Genomic DNA, 19,168 nt, shown 5'->3' with positions numbered 1-19,168 from the left:
AAACGTGAAATATCTTCTAGGAATCTTTTTTTCCATTACCTATTCAATTTCTGCAACCGCTCAATTGGCAAAGGTGCCCTTCGTACCTTCACAACAAGAAATCAACCGTCCTTTTGGCAAGCAAGATGAGGTCTCTTTTCTTAAGCCCTCAAAAGTTTACCATCCCGAAACCTGGTTCCACTACATTGGCGGTAACGTGTCTAAAGAAGGCATTACCAGAGATCTGGAAGCAATCGCAAAGTCCGGTATTTCAGGAATTCAGCTGTTTCATGGGCAGTTTGGTGGACCATGGCCAGGAGTCAGCCCTCAAATTACCAGTCTTAGTGCCCATTGGGACGATGCTGTAAAGCATACCGCTCAGGAATGTCGCCGTTTGGGGCTCAGGTTTTCTATGAACAACTGCCCGGGATGGGCAACTTCCGGAGGCCCATGGATTACACCTGCCAATGCAATGCGGAACCTGATCTGGAACCGAACTGATGTAGTCGGTGGCAAAACCACTAATCAGGTATTGCCAATACCTGAGCCAAGTACAGAGGAGTGGAGAGATTATAAAGACATCACCGTACTTGCTTTCCCAACACCTGTTGGAGATACAGGAAAGCCACTTATACCTCAATCTGTTAACAGCAATACCAGTTTTAAATGGGAACCCTATTTTGCCGGAGAGGCCAAAGAGCCCATCCGCCTGGCACCAGCAACACCTAATAAGCCTTATTGGATAGAGGTCGAATTTCCAGATGCCACTGCACTTCGTAGCGTCGAATTTTCCTGTATTCAGGCCTTTAACCATGGTCAGTCTTACGAGCCGGGCGTAACAATAGCCATACAAGGAATTTTGGCCGACGGTAAAATAAAAGACATCCTGCGTGCGGAAATGCCGCAGGCAAACTGGCAGGACGATCGACCGATTACTTTTGCATGTTCTGAACTTGCTGGCATAAAAAAATACCGCATTTCTATTTCCAATAAATACGATATGGCGCTAAGTTCCCTTCGTCTGTTTTCTGCTGCACGCAAAAACAGTTGGGAATCGGAAGCCGCCTGGACATTGAGGAGCTTGGAACGTGCTGGTCAGAACCCTAAACAATCACCAGAAGCATTCGTTAAACCCGATCAGATTCTTGATATTTCAGATAAGATGGCTGTCGATGGAAGCCTAAACTGGCGGGCACCCAAAGGCAATTGGACTATCCTGCGCTTGGGTCATGTTAATTCCGGAAAGAAAAATGGACCGGCACCTGCCGAAGGAACGGGATGGGAGGCAAATAAGTTTTCCAAATCAGGCGCTGATGCACATTTTGCAGGTTACATCGGGCGACTTTCGGGCGCAAATGGGCCACTTGGGGGAGGGCTACTAAATGGTATGCTCATCGATAGCTGGGAATGTCACACCCAGAGCTGGACCCAGGATATGGAACCCGAATTTAAGCGTGTTTCCAGCTATCAGCTTCGTAAATGGCTGCCTGCTTTATTTGGCTATGTGATCAAAGATCATGAAACCACTGCACGCTTTTTGACCGACTGGCGCAAAACCCTCAATGACCTGTTAACCAATAATTATTATGGTCGCATGGCCTCGCTTGCAAAAGAAAACGGACTATCGGTAACCTACGAAACCGGACCTGGAGATGTTGTGCCTGCCGATATCATGGAGTATTTCAAATTTGCAGATGTACCTATGTGCGAGTTCTGGCAACCGATGAGCGATGGATATGTTGGTTCTATCAACTTCAAGCCAATCAAGCCAACGGCTTCAGCGGCAAGAATGTATGGAAAACCACGTGTAGCGGCAGAGTCATTTACAAACATATCACTTGGCTGGGATGAACATCTGGACATGCTTAAAGAGGTAGCCAACATAAACAGTATCCAAGGCGTTAGCCATTATGTATTTCATACCTATACACATAACCCACAAACTCCTTTTCTGTCCCCTGGCAGCTCTTTCGGAGCGGGAATTGGTACGCCATTCTTAAGGGGACAAACCTGGTGGCAATACATGCCCGATTTCACAGAATATTTATCGCGCTGCACATATATGCTCGAAAGAGGCAAGCCAGTGTCGGATGTGTTGTGGTATCTTGGCGATGAAACCAATCATAAACCGGATCAGAATGCCGCTTTTCCGGAAGGATATAAATACGACTATTGTAACCCCGATGTGTTGTTGAACCGACTGAAAGTGGAAAATGGGATGGTAGTAACTCCAGAAGGCATTCGCTACCGTGTATTGTGGTTGCCGGATGTACCACGTATGTTGCCTCAAACACTAGAAAAAATACGATTGCTTGTACGTAACGGCGCAACCGTTGTGGGTAACCCACCACTAGGACTTGCTACACTAACCGGAGGTAATGCTGCAAAACAACGTTTTAATACTGCGGTAAAGGATCTTTGGGGCGGGGCTGGTAAAGGTTTAAGAAAGGTAGGTAAGGGAAATGTCATTTCCCGCATGACGATCGATCAGGCATTGATTACATTAAAGATCGCACCCGATGTTACCGGAGGGGATGCCTTATGGGTACACCGGAGTATCCAGGGTGCAGACTGGTATTTTGTGACCGCACCAAAAGGCAAGGGATTTAGTGGCGAATTAAGTTTCCGGGCAAAAGGAGAGGTCGAACTGTGGGATCCTGTTACGGGCACTTCCAAACCTGCCGAAAGCCAACTTAATGCTGAACGCACAACTGTTAAACTTAATCTGGCACAGGGAGGTTCATGTTTTGTTGTTTTCAGGAAAAAAGAAAGCACAGGAGTCGAGGCTAAATTTAAAGCAACCAAAGCAGTTGCTACCCTGCCGATCTCAGGATCATGGAAGCTGGCTTTCCCTGCAGGATGGGGTGCTCCGGAAGCTCTTGAAATAACTGAACTAAAGCCATGGAAGGATCTTGATATTTCAGCAGAAGGAAAAGCATTTTCGGGAACAGCAACCTATACAACTACATTCAATATCGATAAAACAGCTTCTGATCTGGAGTATGTCCTCGATTTAGGGAAAGTTGATATGGCTGCGGTTGTTAGCGTAAACGGTAAAGAAGTAGGTAAATTATGGGCTGCACCGTATCGCATCAATTTAAAGGATTTCATTAAGCAGGGGCAAAATGCGCTTAGTGTGCAGGTAACGAGCACCTGGTTCAATCGTTTGGCTTTTGATGCAGGGCAACCTGAAGACAAGCGTAAAACCTGGACTATAGCAGGACCGGGCAAAGGTTCGGCTTTACGTGTATCGGGTTTACTGGGGCCTGTAAAGCTTGATGTTCAAAAGGAAAAGTAAATTGTCACAAACACCCCTGTATTTTGTCCTGATCGTCCCTTATTGGCAATGATAATTTGCATTAACTTTGTTTTAATCAAATATAGGAGCCATGAGAAAAATAATTGCTTGTCTGTTTTTAACAATGGATGGGGTGATCCAGTCACCCGGAGGTCCGGATGAAGATCCTAAGAATAATTTTAAATGGGGAGGATGGTCATTCCCTCATTGGGATGATACTATGAACCAGTCAATGGCTAAAATCACCGCTGAGCCTTATGATTTGCTATTGGGAAGACGTACCTATGAAATTTTTGCTGCATTTTGGCCACATCAACAAAATGATCCTACTTCCGAAATATTTAACAAGGTTGAGAAATATGTAGTAGCTACCACTAAAGTGGATACCTCTTGGGTAAACACTTCTCTTATTACCGATAATGTGGTACAGGAACTGGAAAAACTCAAAGCATCAGATGGGCCTAATTTGTTGGTATACGGAAGTGCTAAGCTATGCCAGACTTTATTTCAACACCATTTAGTAGATGAATTACATGCATGGGCATTTCCGGTTACCTTAGGTAGTGGTGAGCGGCTTTTTGAAGAGGGTACACAACCAGAGCAATGGAAGCTTTCAGGTGCTGTTGTGTCTTCTACAGGTGTCATCATGGCAAGCTATTTTCCTGAGGGGGATGTAAAAACGGGATCAATGTAAAAAGGTTATTTATGAAGCTTTGCAAGCTACAATATACCTCCGTTAACTGCCAATTTATATCTTAACACACCTTCAGAATATAGATAATACCCATCTTTAGCACGTATGGTCTCAAATTCTCCAAAGGGTAATTTCAGATGCTTATTATTAATTGAATAATCTCCAATAGTAAGATTAGCAAACCAATTCCCGGCATCAGTATGTCTCCAGATTTCTACTTTATCCGTACTAAACTGGCAAATCGTTTCCATATATTCATCATTGCCGAAGGCAAGCCTAATCAAACGGAATTGTTTTCCTGCTAAAGAAACAGGGACGGGGTTGATACATCCTGCCAAAAACATGCTGCAGAATGCAAAGTAGAGGAGCGTTTTTCTAAATGGCATAATACTAATGTACCAAATTATTAATCTTCTTAAAAAAAATATTCGCCGCATATTCGCGGTGATTGACTAAGCTAGTTGCCGCAAATCTTACTGTCGCTAGAAAATTACTTTAAAACTAGTTTATTAGAGATATGGGATACGCTCTACTATTTTTAATCCTGATTGGTTACATGATTTATGGTACTGTTAGTGTAATTAAGAACAAACAATTGAATCGTGCTGAAAAAACCGTGTGGATTATTGTAATTGTTTTCTTACCTGTTTTAGGTGCTTCAATGTATTTAAGGGGTGCTTTTGTGGCACGACATTGAGCCAAACACAAATTTCTTTCATTAAAAAACTGTATATTAAGCCAACAGAATATCAAAATCAAATAATACGTATCTCAATCAATGAAACGCCTCGGTCTGTTATTAATGTGGGTGGTAATAATCGGCTTTTGTGTCTGGCAATTTCCGCGTATGGTAAAGTCATCTGAACCGGTTTTAGAAACTCCTGGTACATTTGTCGTAAAAGAAACCGGTGTGAAATGGAACGACTCCCTGTTTAAATATTTACCAGAAGGAATAGATACCACTGTCACTGTAAAAGATAGCAAAGGAAACGCTATGAGTTTTCGCCAATACATCATTCCTGTTTTTAACCACGACGCTATGATTTATCAGGATCGTGGTACATGGCGATTGCATAGGCTAACCAAGCAAGCCAATGATTCATTAACAAAAAATGATGATGTGGTTGCCCGATGGGAAAGGGCCGGAGCTTATAGAACTGTAGATACTGTTCAAAACTGGCGATTTAAACTGAAAGATATTGCACGTACGCTTTCACTGGCGGATCACATTTTGGTGCTCAAATCTAAACGTAAAATGATCATTAGCCGAAGGAACAAACCTGTAGCTACATTTAACATCGATCTTGGATTTAGTCCTGTAGGAAATAAAATTACCGATGGAGACGGCAAAACTCCTGAAGGTATTTACAATGTGGATATGAAGTATGAAAGGCGGGACAAGTACCACAAGAGTTTTTGGATTTCTTATCCAAATGAAACAGACAAAGCAATAGCAAAAAAGAAAGGACTAAAACCGGGTTATAGCATCATGATTCACGGTACCAAAGCAGCAAAAGTTAATGCAAAAGATTGGACTGCCGGATGTATTGCATTGCAGAATAACGACATTGATCACTTGTTTGATATAGTAGATTCCGGAACAATTATCGAAATACGACAATAAATTAGGGTGAATTTATAACAATACCCCTAGGGAGGTATTGTTACAGTCAACGGGAAATATCAAATTTGACTATAACAATTAACAATCATTATCTAATTAACATGGAAACTCAAACCCACTCACCACAAGTAGCTGCAAATTTAGATGTTTGCGAAACCTATCGAGAAGATTTGATCGACGCTGGAAAACCCATCCACGAATCAAAGGCAAGACAAGGTATTACAGACTATCTGGCCACCACAACAGGACCAGATGATCCTAAAAATATTTTCGGTTTTGAATAGGGTTGAACACACTCCGTACTTTTATGGGACAGATTGATACCTATAATATAACCGCATCAGAGAAGATCGTTGCTGTACGAATTTATCATTCCATATCGATTCGGCCTAATGACACAACCAAAAAGCCTAAAAGAGATGAAATCTTAATGCCAGTTCTTGAAAGTGGAAAAGATCTTTTTACAGTGATACCCGTTATTGGCGATGGCCCAATAGTTGGCGACTCAAGATCATGCACAAATCAATGTAAATACAGTAAAAACGCATAGAAAAAACATCTTCAGAAAAATGGGCATCAATAGCACAGGTCAGCTGGCTACATTTGCAATTAATAACGGGCTGATTGCTTAGAAAATTAATCTTATAGAGCTTTTAGAGATAAATAAAGCCTATTTGACACGTATGACGTAAATATGTCGTAAACAAGTCGTAAATAAAATTCAACTTCAAGAATACCTTTGCTTCTACAAAAAATGCTCAAAAATGAAAAACACAGAATTAGCAAAAAAGATTAAAGAACTGCGAGGCAGAAAAGGTATGAGTCAGGAAGAGTTAGCTGAAAAATCACAACTTAGCTTAAGGACAGTTCAACGAATTGAAGGAGGGGAAACAGAGCCAAGGGGTGATACATTACAACGTTTGGCTAGGGCTCTAGGTACAATACCAGATGAACTGATAGATTGGACTGAAGAAGAAGATAAGGGCTTTCTCGTTGTGTTAAATTTATCTGCTCTTAGTTTTATCGCTTTCCCTATACTGGGGATAGTTGTGCCGTTGGCATTATGGATGCTAAAAAAGGACAAAATTAAATACATAAATGAGACTGGTAAAAAGCTATTAAATTTTCAAATATCCTGGTGCATATTTGTTATGTTCTTTTATATTTTTCCCGTGGTTACCCAAATCTTTCATCTTGGCGGCTCAATATTTAGAGGATTTCGAATTTTTAATTTAGGAGCTATAGAATCACTTATACTGATGGTGCCAATACTGTATGCTGTTAATCTGGTTTTCATCATTGTAAACACGATAAGAAGCTATAATACCCGAAAAGTATTCTATCAGCCTGCTATCCCTTTTTTGAGATAAAAGTTCATTATCTTTAAGAAAACCAAATTGACCTCTTATGCATTTAACCGCTCACCTAAAAGCAGCTTCTATTGTAGTTTGCTTTTTGATAATCAATACAGCTATGGCTCAAAGTAAGCAAACGGATACTTTAAATAAATTTACTGGAACATGGATAGGATCAGCCGCAAAACGCCTTAATGATAATGAAATCCATAGACCTTATGCCATAATCTGGAGGGTTCATCGGATTGACAATTCAAGAAAGGAAGTTGAACTTACAGAAATAGGTCAAAGATTTGAAAGTTATGAAGAAATAGAGAAGCCAAAGAAAGCAATTTACAAAGGACAAATTGATAAGGAAACGCTCTCTATAGAAATCAACAATCCAACAACAAAGAACAAGTACTTAGTTAAATTAAGTCTTAAACAGAATGAGGAGCGTTCCATGCTGATAGGTACTGTTGAACCTATTGGAAATAAGGATAGTTTGATGTTCTCATTGGCAAAATTTAGTGATGACACTTCAGATGAGATCGGGCCAGTAAAATCGGTTGAGGTAGTACTTACCCCGCCGCCGCCATCAAAAAACTAGACACGAAGTAATAGATGAAGCATAAATACAGTTTTTTGGTATGTTTTTTTTTCTGGGCTGTGCTCATCCTGGTTGTACGCCTATAACCAGAAAGTTCCGTTTCGATATCCTTTCCCTATACACATTAACATAAGTCATTAAGGTATGCCAATTATCCATTTAGAAACGTTGATTAATGCAGATAAAGCAACTGTATTTGATCTTGCTAGAAACATCGATCTTCATCAGATCTCTACTGCCCATACCAATGAAAAGGCAGTAGCGGGGAAAACATCAGGTCTTATAGAATTAAATGAATCTGTAACATGGGAAGCCAAACATTTTGGGATTGTACAGAGACTGAGTTCTAAAATAACTGAAATGAAATCTGCAGATTATTTTGTTGATGAAATGGTTTTCGGAGCTTTTAAGTCATTTAGGCACGAGCATATTTTTGAAGTGACCGGACAGGGCGTACTAATGGTTGATATTTTTAATTATGTTTCTCCAATGGGGATTCTTGGTAAGCTGGCAGACTGGTTGTTTCTTAAAAAGTATATGACCAACTTGCTAATTCAAAGAAACAGAATATTGAAGGAACACGCTGAAAAAGCACAACTTGTTTAAAAATAACCGCTTGATGATCAAAAATAAAATAACCTTAATAATTTTAGTTCTTTTCCTTTTTGGGCCTTCATTTGTCGAAGCACAGGAAATATCGCAAAAGAAGCCCAAAACCATTTTTTACGACGCGGAAGGTAAGCCTGCATCTTTAGATAAGATAAATGCTGATCTTACAACATATGTAAGAACCCATATTTTGAATGAAAGGAAATATGGGAGTGACTCTACGGTTTATAGGGTAATAAAGAAACCAGCAAAAATGTTTGTTGAAGATTCCTTAGCTAATGCAAAACGTATTGATGCATTAAGTGCAATGGTTGGTAAGCCAGCCAAAAATTTTACTTTAATCGATTTAAATAATAAAAAGATTGAGCTATTACAATTGAAAGGGAAAGTTGTGGTAATTAATTTTTGGTTTAGCCGATGCCTGCCTTGTATAGAAGAAATTCCCGAACTGAATAGATTAACATTAATGTATAATAAATCTAAAGTCAGCTTTTTGGCAATCACTTATGATATAGCAGACACTGTGCGTAGTTTTCAAAAGAATCATGGTTTCAAATTTCACTTATTAGCGGACGCTAAAAAAGTAACTGAGGATTATAGCATCGTGGCGTATCCAACTACACTGGTTATTGATAAGTATGGCATAATTAGGTTAGCGATAAACAGCGATAAAAATGTAGGATCTATTATAAGAAGTGCTATAGATAATTTGAATTAGCAAATATAATGGCTGAGCGCTATAAACTTCATATCAAGTTATTTACATTGTAGATGTACTTATTATTTTACCTTTAACAGTAGCGTTTTACACTTTACTACCGTTTTAGTGTAAAAACCAAATTAACAGCTTTATGAAAAAATTTCTATTCGTTTGCGCGATACTATTTATCGCTAATCTAGGGTGCAAAAAAAATAATATCGGAGGGGGAGGGCTCTGCGCCTGTTCACCTGTAACTGAACCTGAATTAAAATTGGTTATAAAAAGTAGCACAGGTAGCGACCTGTTAAATGACAAAATCGCTGGGGCGTATTCAAAAGATGAAATTAAAGTATTCCAAAAATTGGCAGATGGAACCGAAACTCCCGTTAACTTTAGCATCAGACCTCCATTTTCTTATGGTGAAGAAAAGTTCAATTTCAACTCGCTATTTGTAGGACTTAATTTTTTAAGAAACTCAAAAGACACCAAGATTCTTCTAAAGCTTGGTGATAGCACACCCTATGAACTTAGTTTTGCATTAAATGAAGGTATGTATGATATCAATAAGTTATTGATTGATGACAAAGAGGCTGAAAGTGACAACGGAACTGTTAGTAAGTACCTTAGGATATTTTATTTAACGGAGTAGTAAAATCAACATAAGCTAAGTTTTGTAACTTTGTTTTAAACGCCCCTCAAATAGCGATAAAACTATGCTTAGATTATTGTTTCTCATCACTTTATTTATTAGTCCTTTACTTAGTAGTGCTCAAATGATCGATTGGGACCATCCGAGTATAATTAAGCTTCAGAATGTTTTCAACTCTGCCGTTAAGGTGGCGACCATCGACAATAAACTGCCATGGTCGTCTGCTATAATAGTCAGCGATGCCTCTGTTAACCATACTTTGATGGTCGAATTCCGCAATGCGGAAGCCTACTTGAGATCGATAGACCAAAAAACAATGATGCAAGATTTGGATAGTTGTTTACAGTTTCACATTTTATTCAAATCATTTCGGACATCGCCAGAACTATCTGCTGTAAAGATAACTGATGAACAAGTTGTTATTAAAGGAATCCAACAAGTGCGTCGTAGCCAAAAGTTTCCAAAGATTTCTTTGGAATCGATCAATTTCACTACCTCTTTAAACTTTTGCAGTTTTGTTGAGCAAAGTAAGTTTGAGAGCTTGCAAACCGACTTTAATGATGTAGGTTATTTTAATACAGTGCTACCTGCTTTAAAAAAAATAGCCAATGAACTTAAAGATAAGCAGGCTGTTTATAGGCCAGAAAAAATCGGCGATAATAGCAGGGCGATGAGGTGTACTTTCTTTAAAGGGAAAGAGGTATATGCACAAGTTGTGCTGTCGTTTGCAAAGCAAGATTATTTTGGCAAAATTCAGAAGCTAGAAGTTGTTCAAAAAGATAAAATCATATTTGATCCCTATGCTCCAATTGAGATAGATAAGCTTAATTAACTCATATCCTTTGAAATATGCAACGCATTAAGCTCTGTTATAGGTTTATCAAAGTACTAATGTTAATTGGCGTTGCCATTTATCCATTAAGATCAATGTCTCAGAATGATATAAGTGGGTGCTATAGAGTATACGCCAATACTATCTATATTAATCCTGATTCTACATTTAATTATACCTGGAGGTTTGACCTTATACATGAATGGGCAAATGGAAGATGGTCGGTAAAAGACGATACCATTTATTTTAAGATGATACCTGTATATGATACTTTAATTTATTCGGAGGAAAATGGAATAAAAGTAACAAAGGTAGTTTTATCTGATGATGAAAAACAAGAGATAATAGCATTACCTCTCTCAAAATATCCCTTTAATCCGAACGAATCGATGGACCATCAAGGAGGCTACTATTATCCCAAAAAGCTACTTTTTCGTGATAACAAGTTGTTCGAGATAAATACCAAAGGAAAGTTAATAAAGAAAAAATATAGAGGATTTATGACGAGAAAAAGATTCCCGCCATGGTATGTTAAAGTTGAAGAAGTAAAAGGTGCTGGTAAAAGCTAATGTTGCCCCTAACTTTCTGCCAATAAGCGTTTGGATAAACTATAAACCACTGCAGAATTCCAGTCCTTAAGATAGTTGTAACTCTTATAAATCTTGGGATTATTTTTGGAAAACAAAGCATAATAGCCCGTATATTCTCGGAATCCTAGGTCATTATAAGGGATTTCATGGTTGTTTAGGGCTATGGTGTTGATTTTAAAAGTAGTTCCAAGAATCTCAACAAAAGAGTTTTTGTTAAATGAATCAATATATCGATTTAGAATGTCTTCCTGATGGGTATTAAATAAAGCATTTAAAATGTCAAGATACTTCTCGTGTAACTGTTTTTTTCTGATGCTATATAATGATGTAAACCGAATCTTTATTACTTTATCACTCAATCCTCTGATGTCTACACAATATCTGCGGCCTATGGTAAAGACGTAACCTTGAATAGGCTCCATACCAAATCTTAAACCTTCAACTTCATCTTTATTAAAGATGGTATTAGGCACATCTTTCCAATCCGAGTCGTCGTAGGTAATCATATCAGGGCTAATCACGAATTTCCTTTTCCTATCTAACAGGTTGGGTTTGATCTCTATTTCCAGCATTTAGGCTTGGCATTTCTGCATTAAATTTCTCTAAAATAGAAATTGAAGTAAAGATATAAGAATATTCTTTGAACAGAATCAGATGGAAAGCTGGCGTAATCCCTTTATTACTCATACTTCAGTGCCTCAACAGGGTTCGCCTTTGCAGCTTTGTAGGCCTGGAAACTCACCGTTAGAAAAGCAATGATTGCGGTTCCCGCTATAGATATCAATACAATAGACAACGATATAGTGGTTCTGAACTCAAAATTAGTGAGCCATCTGTTCATCAGGTAATAAGCTAAAGGCACACCAATACAAGCCGCTACAAATACCATTTTAAGGAAGGAGAGTGAAAGAAGCCTCATGATATTGGCTACCGAGGCACCCAATACGCGGCGTACTCCAAACTCTTTTGTCCGTTGTTCTGCACTATAAGCCACCAGCCCGTAAAGTCCCATACACGAAATCAATATGGCTATGCCGCCAAACAAGTTGGCCAGGATGCCAAGAATCTTTTCCGACTGCAACTTTGCGGTATACAGGTCATCCACAAATTTAATTTCAACAGGGTATTGCGGATTGATACTTTTGGCAACAGCGGAGATCAGCTCGATATTTTTGCTCAAACTATTGGCCGGATTTAAGCGCAGATTGATATTGCCACCCTCATCTTTATTAAAATTAATCACCATCGGGCGTCCGGAACGATAGGGCGAATCCCACAGGAAATCTTTGAACACACCTACAACCTTTAACTTATTACCAAATAGATCTACATACTTTCCAACCGGATCTTTTAGTTTCATCATCTTTACTGCGGTGCTGCTCAATAAAATTGCGGCTGTGTCTGAAGCAAAATCCATAGAGAAATCGCGCCCGGCCAGCATTTGCACACCATTTGTTTTTACAAAATCATACTGGGTCTCTAGGCGGTTAAATACAATCTCCTCGCCTTGTTTGTCCATTTCAGGCCATTTAAAGCCATAAAACCAATTGCTCACATTCGTCATACTTCTAGACGATTGATTTACCGACGTAACAGCCCCAGTCTTTATCACCTGCTCTTTAAACAGTTCAAACTTCTGGAACAAATCTCCTTCTTGTGGCATTTCTGCAAGCAAATTGATGTTGTAGCCAACTGGTCTGCTTTTGATATACTGCAGCTGCTTGTAAATCACAAGCGTGCCAATAATCAGCATAATGGCAAAGCAAAACTGGCCCGCCACTAATACCTGCCTCATGTTGATTGGAATGAGCCTTGCCCTTGCTGTTTTCTTTTTCAAAATCTGAATAGGATTGAAAGAAGAAAGAAATACTGCAGGATAAATGCCAGCCAAAACACCTGTCAGCAAAGCTACCGATACAATGCCCAACCAATAGCCCATATTGGTGTAGTTGATGGTTATTTCTATATTCAGCAGTTTATTGAATAGGGGTAAACTGGCCTCTACGATAACAAGCGCAATCAGCACGGCAACTACAGTAAGCACCATAGCCTCGGTAAGGAATTGTGTTATCAGAGAACCTCTGGTTGCACCAATTGTTTTTTTGATGCCCACTTCCTTTGCCCTGCGCTCAGATTTTGCCGTGGCCATGTTCATGAAATTGATACAAGCGATCAGCAAAATGCCAAAGGCTAAGCCCACAAACAGATAAATGCGTTCAATGTCGCCACCTACACTCTTACCGTTCAAAAATTCACCGTGTAAATGTTGATCCGCCATTGGGAATAAGAAATTTTCATTTCTTTGGTCCTTATAATTCTCATTGAACAATTTCTTTACCTTGGAGTTGATCAGACTCAATTTGGCCTTGTTGTTAACCCTTGCCATTGCCAGGAAACTAAAATTACTCCAGCCAGGATTTTTAACCCAACTTTCTATGCTTTCATAAAAAGACCAAGGCATCAGGTAATCGAATCGGAGCGAAGTATTGGCTGGCAGGTCTTTAATAACGCCTGTTACCTTAAGATCATGCCTGTTTCTATACCTTACTGTTTTGTTCAGTACATCAGTTGAGCCAAACAACAGCTTGGCAGTTCCCTCGGTTAGCACCACCGCATTCGGTGTGTTCATTGCAACCGAGGGGTTACCCACTATAAAATCGTAATTGAATATTTTTAAAATCTCTGGATCGGCAAAGAGATTGACCTTTTTAAAACCAGTCTCATTATTGGCGATGAGTCTTTCATCACCACCACCAATTCGTGCAACGGCATCTACTTCAGGAACTTTTTCTCTGATAGCCATCGCAATCCCATTGCCGGGTGATCCTTTTGTACTTGTAATCTTTCCTGATGCATCCTGAAAGTTGGTCATTACTGTATAGATCTTGTCCGCATCTTTATAATGACGGTCAAAATTTATTTCGTAATTCACATATAGCAATAGGAGCAGGCAGGCCGACAATCCAACTGCCAGTCCGATAATATTAATCACCGAAGAGGTGTTGTTTCTCCAGAGGTTACGCAAAGCGATTTTTAAATTGAGCTTGAACATGGCAGTATTGATCTATCAATTGAATACAATTGATCTGCAATTTACCAAGTTTGTGCCAAGAGTGGATATGTCTTTTTTTTTACTGTAAAACAGCATTTTAATTATAGTTCAATAATAAAACCGTTCATTATCGAACTATAGGTGTACAGTGTCGGACAGTTTATTTTAAACCAGCACTGCCCCGCCATCAATGACCAGCGATTGCCCCGTTGCAAAAGACTGCTTTATCAGATACACAAACCCTCTTGCAATATCTTCTGCTTCACCAACCCGCTTTAGCAATAATGTACTCTCCAGATACTTGTAAAATCCTTCACGGTCGGCCTCACTCAGGTTATTCCATAAATTGGTTTTGATTACACCAGCGGCAATATTGTTTACTCTTATGGGCGCCAGTTCAACTGCCATTGCTCGGGTAAAAGCATCCATGGCACCACAAATGGTTGCACCAAGGCTATATCCTTTACTTGGCCGCTGGCCGAAATTACCGCTCATAAGGGTAATGGAACCACCTTCATTAATATGATCCTTACCGTATTTAATTGCTGCAAAGGCACCCCAAAAGCGTATGGTGAAAAAATCCTTCCCTTGTTCAATATCGGTGTCATCCACCATACTCATCGTGATGTTTTCGCCAGCAGTATATACCAGATGATCAAAGTTGCCTGTTTGCTTAAAGAGATCCTTGATGTTTTGCGCATTCGAAAGATCCACTGCGTAACCCTTGCTTCCTTGTGGTAATTGCGTTAACGCCTGATCTATCCTTGTTTGGTTGCTCGATACAATAACCACATTTGCACCTTCTGCAGCAGCAGCTTTTGCAGTTGCTAATCCTAAACCCGAACTTCCGCCTAAAATGATAACTTTTTTATTCTCCATGTTGTTGTTTTTTGATGGATACAAAGATCCACAACCCTTAAAAACCTGCACTTACCAAATGGTAAAAAGCACCACACAGAAAACATTCTAAGGAAAACATTAATTTAGCAGATATACCTTAACCCATGGAAATTCTCATTGCCTTCTTTCGCTCATTTAAACCCATTACAAATGATGAAGCTGTGATAATTGCCTCGTATTTTCAGGATAAGGATTTCAAAGAGGGGGAATACCTTTTCACCGGGGACAAAGTATGCAAAACGCTTTTCTTTATTGTTTCAGGCATTTTAAGGATAGTTACCACCAGCCAAAAGGGTACCGATGTTACTTATTACTTTATTGATGACAAGCAATTCTGTACCATATTGCAAAGTTTCAATGATGAGACAATTGCCAGCGAAGGCATCCAGGCATGTTGCGATACCCATGTTTTAGCAATTAGCAAAAAGAATTTGCTTGAACTATATCAAAAAGTGCCATTTATGACCGATCTCGTTAATGAGATTCATCAGCAGCGAATGCTGGAAAAAATCCGCCTTAAAAATGCCTATTCAGGACAAGATGCAGTTGAAAGGTATCAGGTGTTTTTGTCAGAGCAACCTCAAATCGCATACCGCGTTCCACTGAATTACATTGCATCCTATTTGAATGTTACGCCGCAATCTTTGAGCAGAATCAGAAGAAAGCTGTCGTAAGCAACTTCCCATCACTCATACTTCAGCGCCTCGACGGGGTTTGCCTTTGCAGCCTTGTAAGCCTGGAAACTAACTGTTAGAAAAGCAATGATTGTAGTTCCGGCTATTGATATCAGTATAACCGTCAATGATATGCTTGTCCGGAATTCAAAATTAGTGAGCCATTTATTCATCAGGTAATAAGCCAGAGGAACGCCAATACAAGCAGCGATAAACACCATTTTCAGGAACGAAACCGATAGCAATCTCATGATATTACTCACTGAGGCGCCCAGTACGCGGCGCACACCAAATTCCTTCGTACGCTGCTCCGCACTGTAAGCCACCAGGCCATAAAGCCCCATGCAGGAAATAAATATGGCGATGCCGCCAAACAAGTTGGCCAGTATACCCAGGATCTTTTCAGATTGCAGTTTTTCGGCATACAGCTGATCCACAAACTTGATGTCGACCGGATAAGCCGGATTCAGCCTTTTTGCTACGGCTGAGATCAGTTCCACATTCCGGCTCAAACTGTTGGCCGGATTAAGACGCATGTTGATCCTATAACCATTATGCCTATTAAAATTGATAACCATCGGTTTTTCAGCCTGATAAGGCGAATCCCAAATGATATCTTTGAATACCCCAATTACGTGCAAATCGTTCCCATTCAGTTTTACTCTGGTACCTACCGGACTTTGAAGATTCATCACTTTCACCGCCGAGCTGCTCAGCAGAACCCCTGCCGTATCAGAAGCAAAGTCTTTAGAAAAATCACGCCCGGCCACCAGCTTCACACCGCTGGTCTTCACAAAATTATAATCGGTTTCCAAGCGGTTAAAACGAATATCCTCTGCCCCTGGAGGTCTGTTTGGCCATTCGAAACCCGTGAACCAGTTACTCACGTCAGAAAGACTACCAGCGGACTGGTTCACTGCAATAACGGCCCCTGTCTTCAATACCTCCGATTTAAAGACCTCAAATTTGTGAGAGAGCTCGCCCTCCTGCGGCATTTCTGCCAGTAGATTTGTGTCGTAGCCGATCGGCCTGTCTTTAATAAAACCGATCTGTTTGTAAATCACCAGTGTGGCGATGATCAGCATAATGGCAAAGCAAAACTGACCCACAACCAATACCTGCCTCAAATTCACTGGGACTGCCTTTGCCCTTGCTGCCTTTCTTTTTAAAGTTTGAACCGGGCTAAAAGCAGAGAGGAACAACGCAGGATATAATCCTGATAGCAACCCAGTTACCAATACCACCCCAAAAACTACTACCCAATACCAGATGTTACCATAATCTATTACAATATCTATACCCAGCAAATTGTTGAACATGGGCAAAGTCAGTTCAACAGTCGTCATAGCCAGTAATACACTTCCAAAGGTCAGTACCATCGCTTCCGTAAGAAACTGCATCACCAGCGAATACTTTGTGGCGCCAATGGTTTTCTTGATACCCACTTCCTTTGCCCTGCGTTCGGATTTGGCAGTCGCCATATTCATAAAATTGATGCAGGCGATCAATAAGATGCCAACGGCTAAACCAATAAACAGATAAATTTTTTCTATGTCACCACCAACACTTTTTCCGTTAACGAATTTACTATAGAGGTGTGTTTTAGAGAATGGAAATAAGAAATTCTCCCCCCTGGTATCAGGAGTTCGCTCATTAAACAAGCCTTTAATTTTGCTGTTGATCAAATCGACTTTTGCGGGGTCGTTTATCTTGACCATCACCGGCCAGCTGAAGTCACTCCAGTTCCAAATTTTGACATTTCCATTTATCGACTCCAAGAAAGACCAGGGCAAGATATAATCGAACTTAATGGAGGTATTGGCTGGAAAATCTTTGATCACACCGGTAATCGTCAAATCCCTGTTGTTTTCGTATTTGATACTTTTGTTGAGCACATTGACCCCGCCAAATAACAGCTTTGCAGTCTGTTCCGTGATAACGACGGAATTCGGGGCATCAAGTGCTGTAGCGGGATTGCCAGTTATAAATTCGTAATTGAAGATCTTCAGTATTTCAGGTTCTGCAAATATTGCTACCTTTTTAAAACTTTTTCTGCCATTGCCAATGAGTATTTGCCCGCCTCCGGTGATTCGTGCTACCGCATCAATTTCCGGAGCACGTTCTCTGATTGCTGCGTGGATGACATTCCCCGGCTGACCACCCGTACTGGTGATCTTTCCAGATGCATCCTGGAAATTGATCAGTACCTGATAAACCTTGTCGGAATCTTTGAATTGCTTGTTGTAATTCCATTCATAGTTCACGTACAAGAGCAATAAAAGGCAGGAGGCCAAACCTATTGCCAGACCAATAATATTAATCACCGAAGAAGTCTTATTTCTCCAGAGATTACGCAAAGCGATTTTTAAATTCAGTCTGAACATGGCTGTATTGATCTATCAATTAAATACAATTGATCTGCAATTTACCAAGTTTGTGCCAAGAGTGGGTATGTCTTTTATTTTGCTATAGACAGCATTTTAATTATAGTTCAATAATAAAACCGTTCATTATCGAACTACAGGTGTACAGTGTCGGACAGTATTTGATCTCTCGTCATCCCTTGGCCGTCTCGACCCTAGGAGATCTCTTGAACTGGCATAACCAAGAGGTCTCTTTTAGGGTCGAGATCACGAAAGCTTTAACTGTAAGTTATTTAATCTGTAATTTTAATTAGATTAGACTCATATTCCATTAATATAAACAAGTCACTTAACGCTACTCGTCATGATTAATAGGTTTCTTATATTGTCAGAGTTCAAAGAAAATTATTCTGCTGAAATAAGTTCCGCTGCTGAAGTCTGTGAACGAAGCTTAACAAGAATAATTGTGCATAGAACTATTAAGGTTCCAGTGAAGAAATTTTGACAAATGCGGATACAGATAATAAGTGACCTTCATCAAGAATTTGGAATTTCAGATTTAAACTTTGAAAATGCTGATATGATCGTTTTAGCGGGTGATACGAACCTTGGGACAAAAGGGATTGAATGGGTTAAAAAATATATTCCGAACAAACCTGTAATCTATATTCTTGGAAATCACGAATACTATAAGGGTAGTTATCCAAACACACTTCATAAAATCATCAAAGCATCAGTGGGCTCAAATGTGACAGTTCTTGAAAATGATAGAATTGAGTTCAATGGAATACGGTTTCACGGGGCAACCTTATGGACTGACTTTTCTTTGTTTGGAAACCCTGTTGAATATGGGATTATCTGTCAGACAAAGATGAATGACTATAAACTAATTCGTAGAGACCCCTCATATTCTAAACTAAGATCTATTGATACCTTTAAGATTCATCAATTCTCTAAAACATGGCTACAGGAAAGTTTGGAGGAATCAAGCGATTACAAAAATGTGATTATCACTCATCATGCGCCGAGTATAGAATCTGTTCCTGATCTATATAAATCCGATCCGGTAACCTCTGCATATGCTTCTAATCTTGAGGAATTCATTATGAAGTATAAACCATTATATTGGATACACGGACACATTCATACCCCAACAAGGTATAAGATTGATCAGACAGAAATTATCTGTAATCCACACGGGTATCTTAACGAAAAATATAATGGTTATAATAAAGAATTAATAATCGAAATATAAAAAAA

General features: G+C 39.6%; 21 protein-coding genes. 16 read left to right on the top strand and 5 right to left on the bottom strand.

What is annotated here, in order from left to right; genetic code table 11:
- Window positions 1-4 precede the first annotated feature (4 nt).
- The gene (locus tag AC6CH7_RS12550; RefSeq protein WP_498263047.1) at window positions 5-3,277 is read left to right on the top strand and encodes a glycosyl hydrolase; all 3,273 of its coding nucleotides are present in this window, start codon (window positions 5-7) and stop codon (window positions 3,275-3,277) included.
- A 91-nt stretch (window positions 3,278-3,368) separates the two neighbouring features.
- Window positions 3,369-3,971, top strand: a complete 603-nt coding sequence (locus AC6CH7_RS12545; RefSeq protein WP_498263046.1) for a dihydrofolate reductase family protein — start codon at window positions 3,369-3,371, stop codon at window positions 3,969-3,971.
- Window positions 3,972-3,997: 26 nt separating this feature from the next.
- Here the strand turns inward: AC6CH7_RS12545 and AC6CH7_RS12540 are convergent, their stop codons facing one another.
- Window positions 3,998-4,357, bottom strand: a complete 360-nt coding sequence (locus tag AC6CH7_RS12540) for a hypothetical protein (RefSeq protein WP_498263045.1) — start codon at window positions 4,355-4,357, stop codon at window positions 3,998-4,000.
- A 131-nt stretch (window positions 4,358-4,488) separates the two neighbouring features.
- Between AC6CH7_RS12540 and AC6CH7_RS12535 the strand changes: the two genes are divergently transcribed.
- The 12 genes from AC6CH7_RS12535 to AC6CH7_RS12480 all read left to right on the top strand — a co-directional run bounded on the left by AC6CH7_RS12535 (window position 4,489) and on the right by AC6CH7_RS12480 (window position 10,898).
- On the top strand, window positions 4,489-4,668 hold the full coding sequence (locus AC6CH7_RS12535; RefSeq protein ID WP_498263044.1) for a PLDc N-terminal domain-containing protein: 180 nt from the start codon (window positions 4,489-4,491) through the stop codon (window positions 4,666-4,668).
- Window positions 4,669-4,818: 150 nt separating this feature from the next.
- Window positions 4,819-5,595: a L,D-transpeptidase family protein gene (locus AC6CH7_RS12530; RefSeq protein ID WP_498263043.1), complete on the top strand. Its 777-nt coding sequence runs from the start codon at window positions 4,819-4,821 to the stop codon at window positions 5,593-5,595.
- Between the two features lie 101 nt (window positions 5,596-5,696).
- Window positions 5,697-5,879: a hypothetical protein gene (locus AC6CH7_RS12525; RefSeq protein WP_498263042.1), complete on the top strand. Its 183-nt coding sequence runs from the start codon at window positions 5,697-5,699 to the stop codon at window positions 5,877-5,879.
- A gap of 23 nt (window positions 5,880-5,902) precedes the next feature.
- Complete coding sequence (locus AC6CH7_RS12520) at window positions 5,903-6,145, top strand: hypothetical protein (protein ID WP_498263099.1); 243 nt, start codon at window positions 5,903-5,905, stop codon at window positions 6,143-6,145.
- Window positions 6,093-6,227, top strand: a complete 135-nt coding sequence (locus AC6CH7_RS12515; RefSeq protein WP_498263041.1) for a LuxR C-terminal-related transcriptional regulator — start codon at window positions 6,093-6,095, stop codon at window positions 6,225-6,227. The genes AC6CH7_RS12520 and AC6CH7_RS12515 overlap by 53 nt, the downstream gene beginning before the upstream one ends.
- 132 nt (window positions 6,228-6,359) lie before the next feature.
- Window positions 6,360-6,965, top strand: a complete 606-nt coding sequence (locus AC6CH7_RS12510) for a magnetosome magnetite crystal formation protein family (RefSeq protein WP_498263040.1) — start codon at window positions 6,360-6,362, stop codon at window positions 6,963-6,965.
- 37 nt (window positions 6,966-7,002) lie between these two features.
- Window positions 7,003-7,539: a hypothetical protein gene (locus AC6CH7_RS12505; protein WP_498263039.1), complete on the top strand. Its 537-nt coding sequence runs from the start codon at window positions 7,003-7,005 to the stop codon at window positions 7,537-7,539.
- 144 nt (window positions 7,540-7,683) lie between these two features.
- A complete protein-coding gene (locus AC6CH7_RS12500) occupies window positions 7,684-8,145 on the top strand; it encodes an SRPBCC family protein (RefSeq protein WP_498263038.1) in 462 nt (153 codons plus the stop codon).
- Window positions 8,146-8,158: 13 nt separating this feature from the next.
- Window positions 8,159-8,866, top strand: coding sequence for a TlpA family protein disulfide reductase (locus AC6CH7_RS12495; protein ID WP_498263037.1), 708 nt, complete (start codon window positions 8,159-8,161; stop codon window positions 8,864-8,866).
- A 133-nt stretch (window positions 8,867-8,999) separates the two neighbouring features.
- Window positions 9,000-9,497, top strand: a complete 498-nt coding sequence (locus AC6CH7_RS12490; RefSeq protein WP_498263036.1) for a hypothetical protein — start codon at window positions 9,000-9,002, stop codon at window positions 9,495-9,497.
- Window positions 9,498-9,561: 64 nt separating this feature from the next.
- Window positions 9,562-10,329, top strand: a complete 768-nt coding sequence (locus tag AC6CH7_RS12485) for a hypothetical protein (protein ID WP_498263035.1) — start codon at window positions 9,562-9,564, stop codon at window positions 10,327-10,329.
- Between the two features lie 59 nt (window positions 10,330-10,388).
- Window positions 10,389-10,898: a hypothetical protein gene (locus tag AC6CH7_RS12480; RefSeq protein ID WP_498263034.1), complete on the top strand. Its 510-nt coding sequence runs from the start codon at window positions 10,389-10,391 to the stop codon at window positions 10,896-10,898.
- 8 nt (window positions 10,899-10,906) lie between these two features.
- On the opposite strand, the gene AC6CH7_RS12475 is transcribed toward AC6CH7_RS12480, so the two are convergent.
- From AC6CH7_RS12475 to AC6CH7_RS12465, 3 genes are all read right to left on the bottom strand, one after another.
- A complete protein-coding gene (locus AC6CH7_RS12475; RefSeq protein WP_498263033.1) occupies window positions 10,907-11,491 on the bottom strand; it encodes a hypothetical protein in 585 nt (194 codons plus the stop codon).
- Window positions 11,492-11,598: 107 nt separating this feature from the next.
- On the bottom strand, window positions 11,599-13,971 hold the full coding sequence (locus tag AC6CH7_RS12470) for an ABC transporter permease (RefSeq protein WP_498263032.1): 2,373 nt from the start codon (window positions 13,969-13,971) through the stop codon (window positions 11,599-11,601).
- Between the two features lie 165 nt (window positions 13,972-14,136).
- A complete protein-coding gene (locus tag AC6CH7_RS12465) occupies window positions 14,137-14,850 on the bottom strand; it encodes an SDR family oxidoreductase (protein WP_498263031.1) in 714 nt (237 codons plus the stop codon).
- 125 nt (window positions 14,851-14,975) lie between these two features.
- On the opposite strand from AC6CH7_RS12465, the gene AC6CH7_RS12460 reads away from it, so the two are divergent.
- Window positions 14,976-15,545, top strand: a complete 570-nt coding sequence (locus tag AC6CH7_RS12460; protein ID WP_498263030.1) for a Crp/Fnr family transcriptional regulator — start codon at window positions 14,976-14,978, stop codon at window positions 15,543-15,545.
- Window positions 15,546-15,556: 11 nt separating this feature from the next.
- Here AC6CH7_RS12460 and AC6CH7_RS12455 read toward each other — a convergent pair whose 3' ends face one another.
- Entirely contained in the window at window positions 15,557-17,929 is a 2,373-nt protein-coding gene (locus AC6CH7_RS12455; protein ID WP_498263029.1) for an ABC transporter permease, read from the bottom strand.
- A gap of 487 nt (window positions 17,930-18,416) precedes the next feature.
- Here AC6CH7_RS12455 and AC6CH7_RS12450 point away from each other — a divergent pair, with 487 nt between their 5' ends.
- Window positions 18,417-19,163 carry a metallophosphoesterase gene (locus AC6CH7_RS12450; protein ID WP_498263028.1) on the top strand — a complete coding sequence of 249 codons (747 nt, stop codon included), beginning with the start codon at window positions 18,417-18,419 and terminating at the stop codon, window positions 19,161-19,163.
- The last annotated feature ends 5 nt before the right edge of the window (window positions 19,164-19,168 follow it).

This window comes from Pedobacter sp. GQ55, assembly GCF_059758925.1.
Note: the sequence above shows the minus strand (reverse complement) of the source record. Positions and strands in the feature narration are given on the sequence as shown.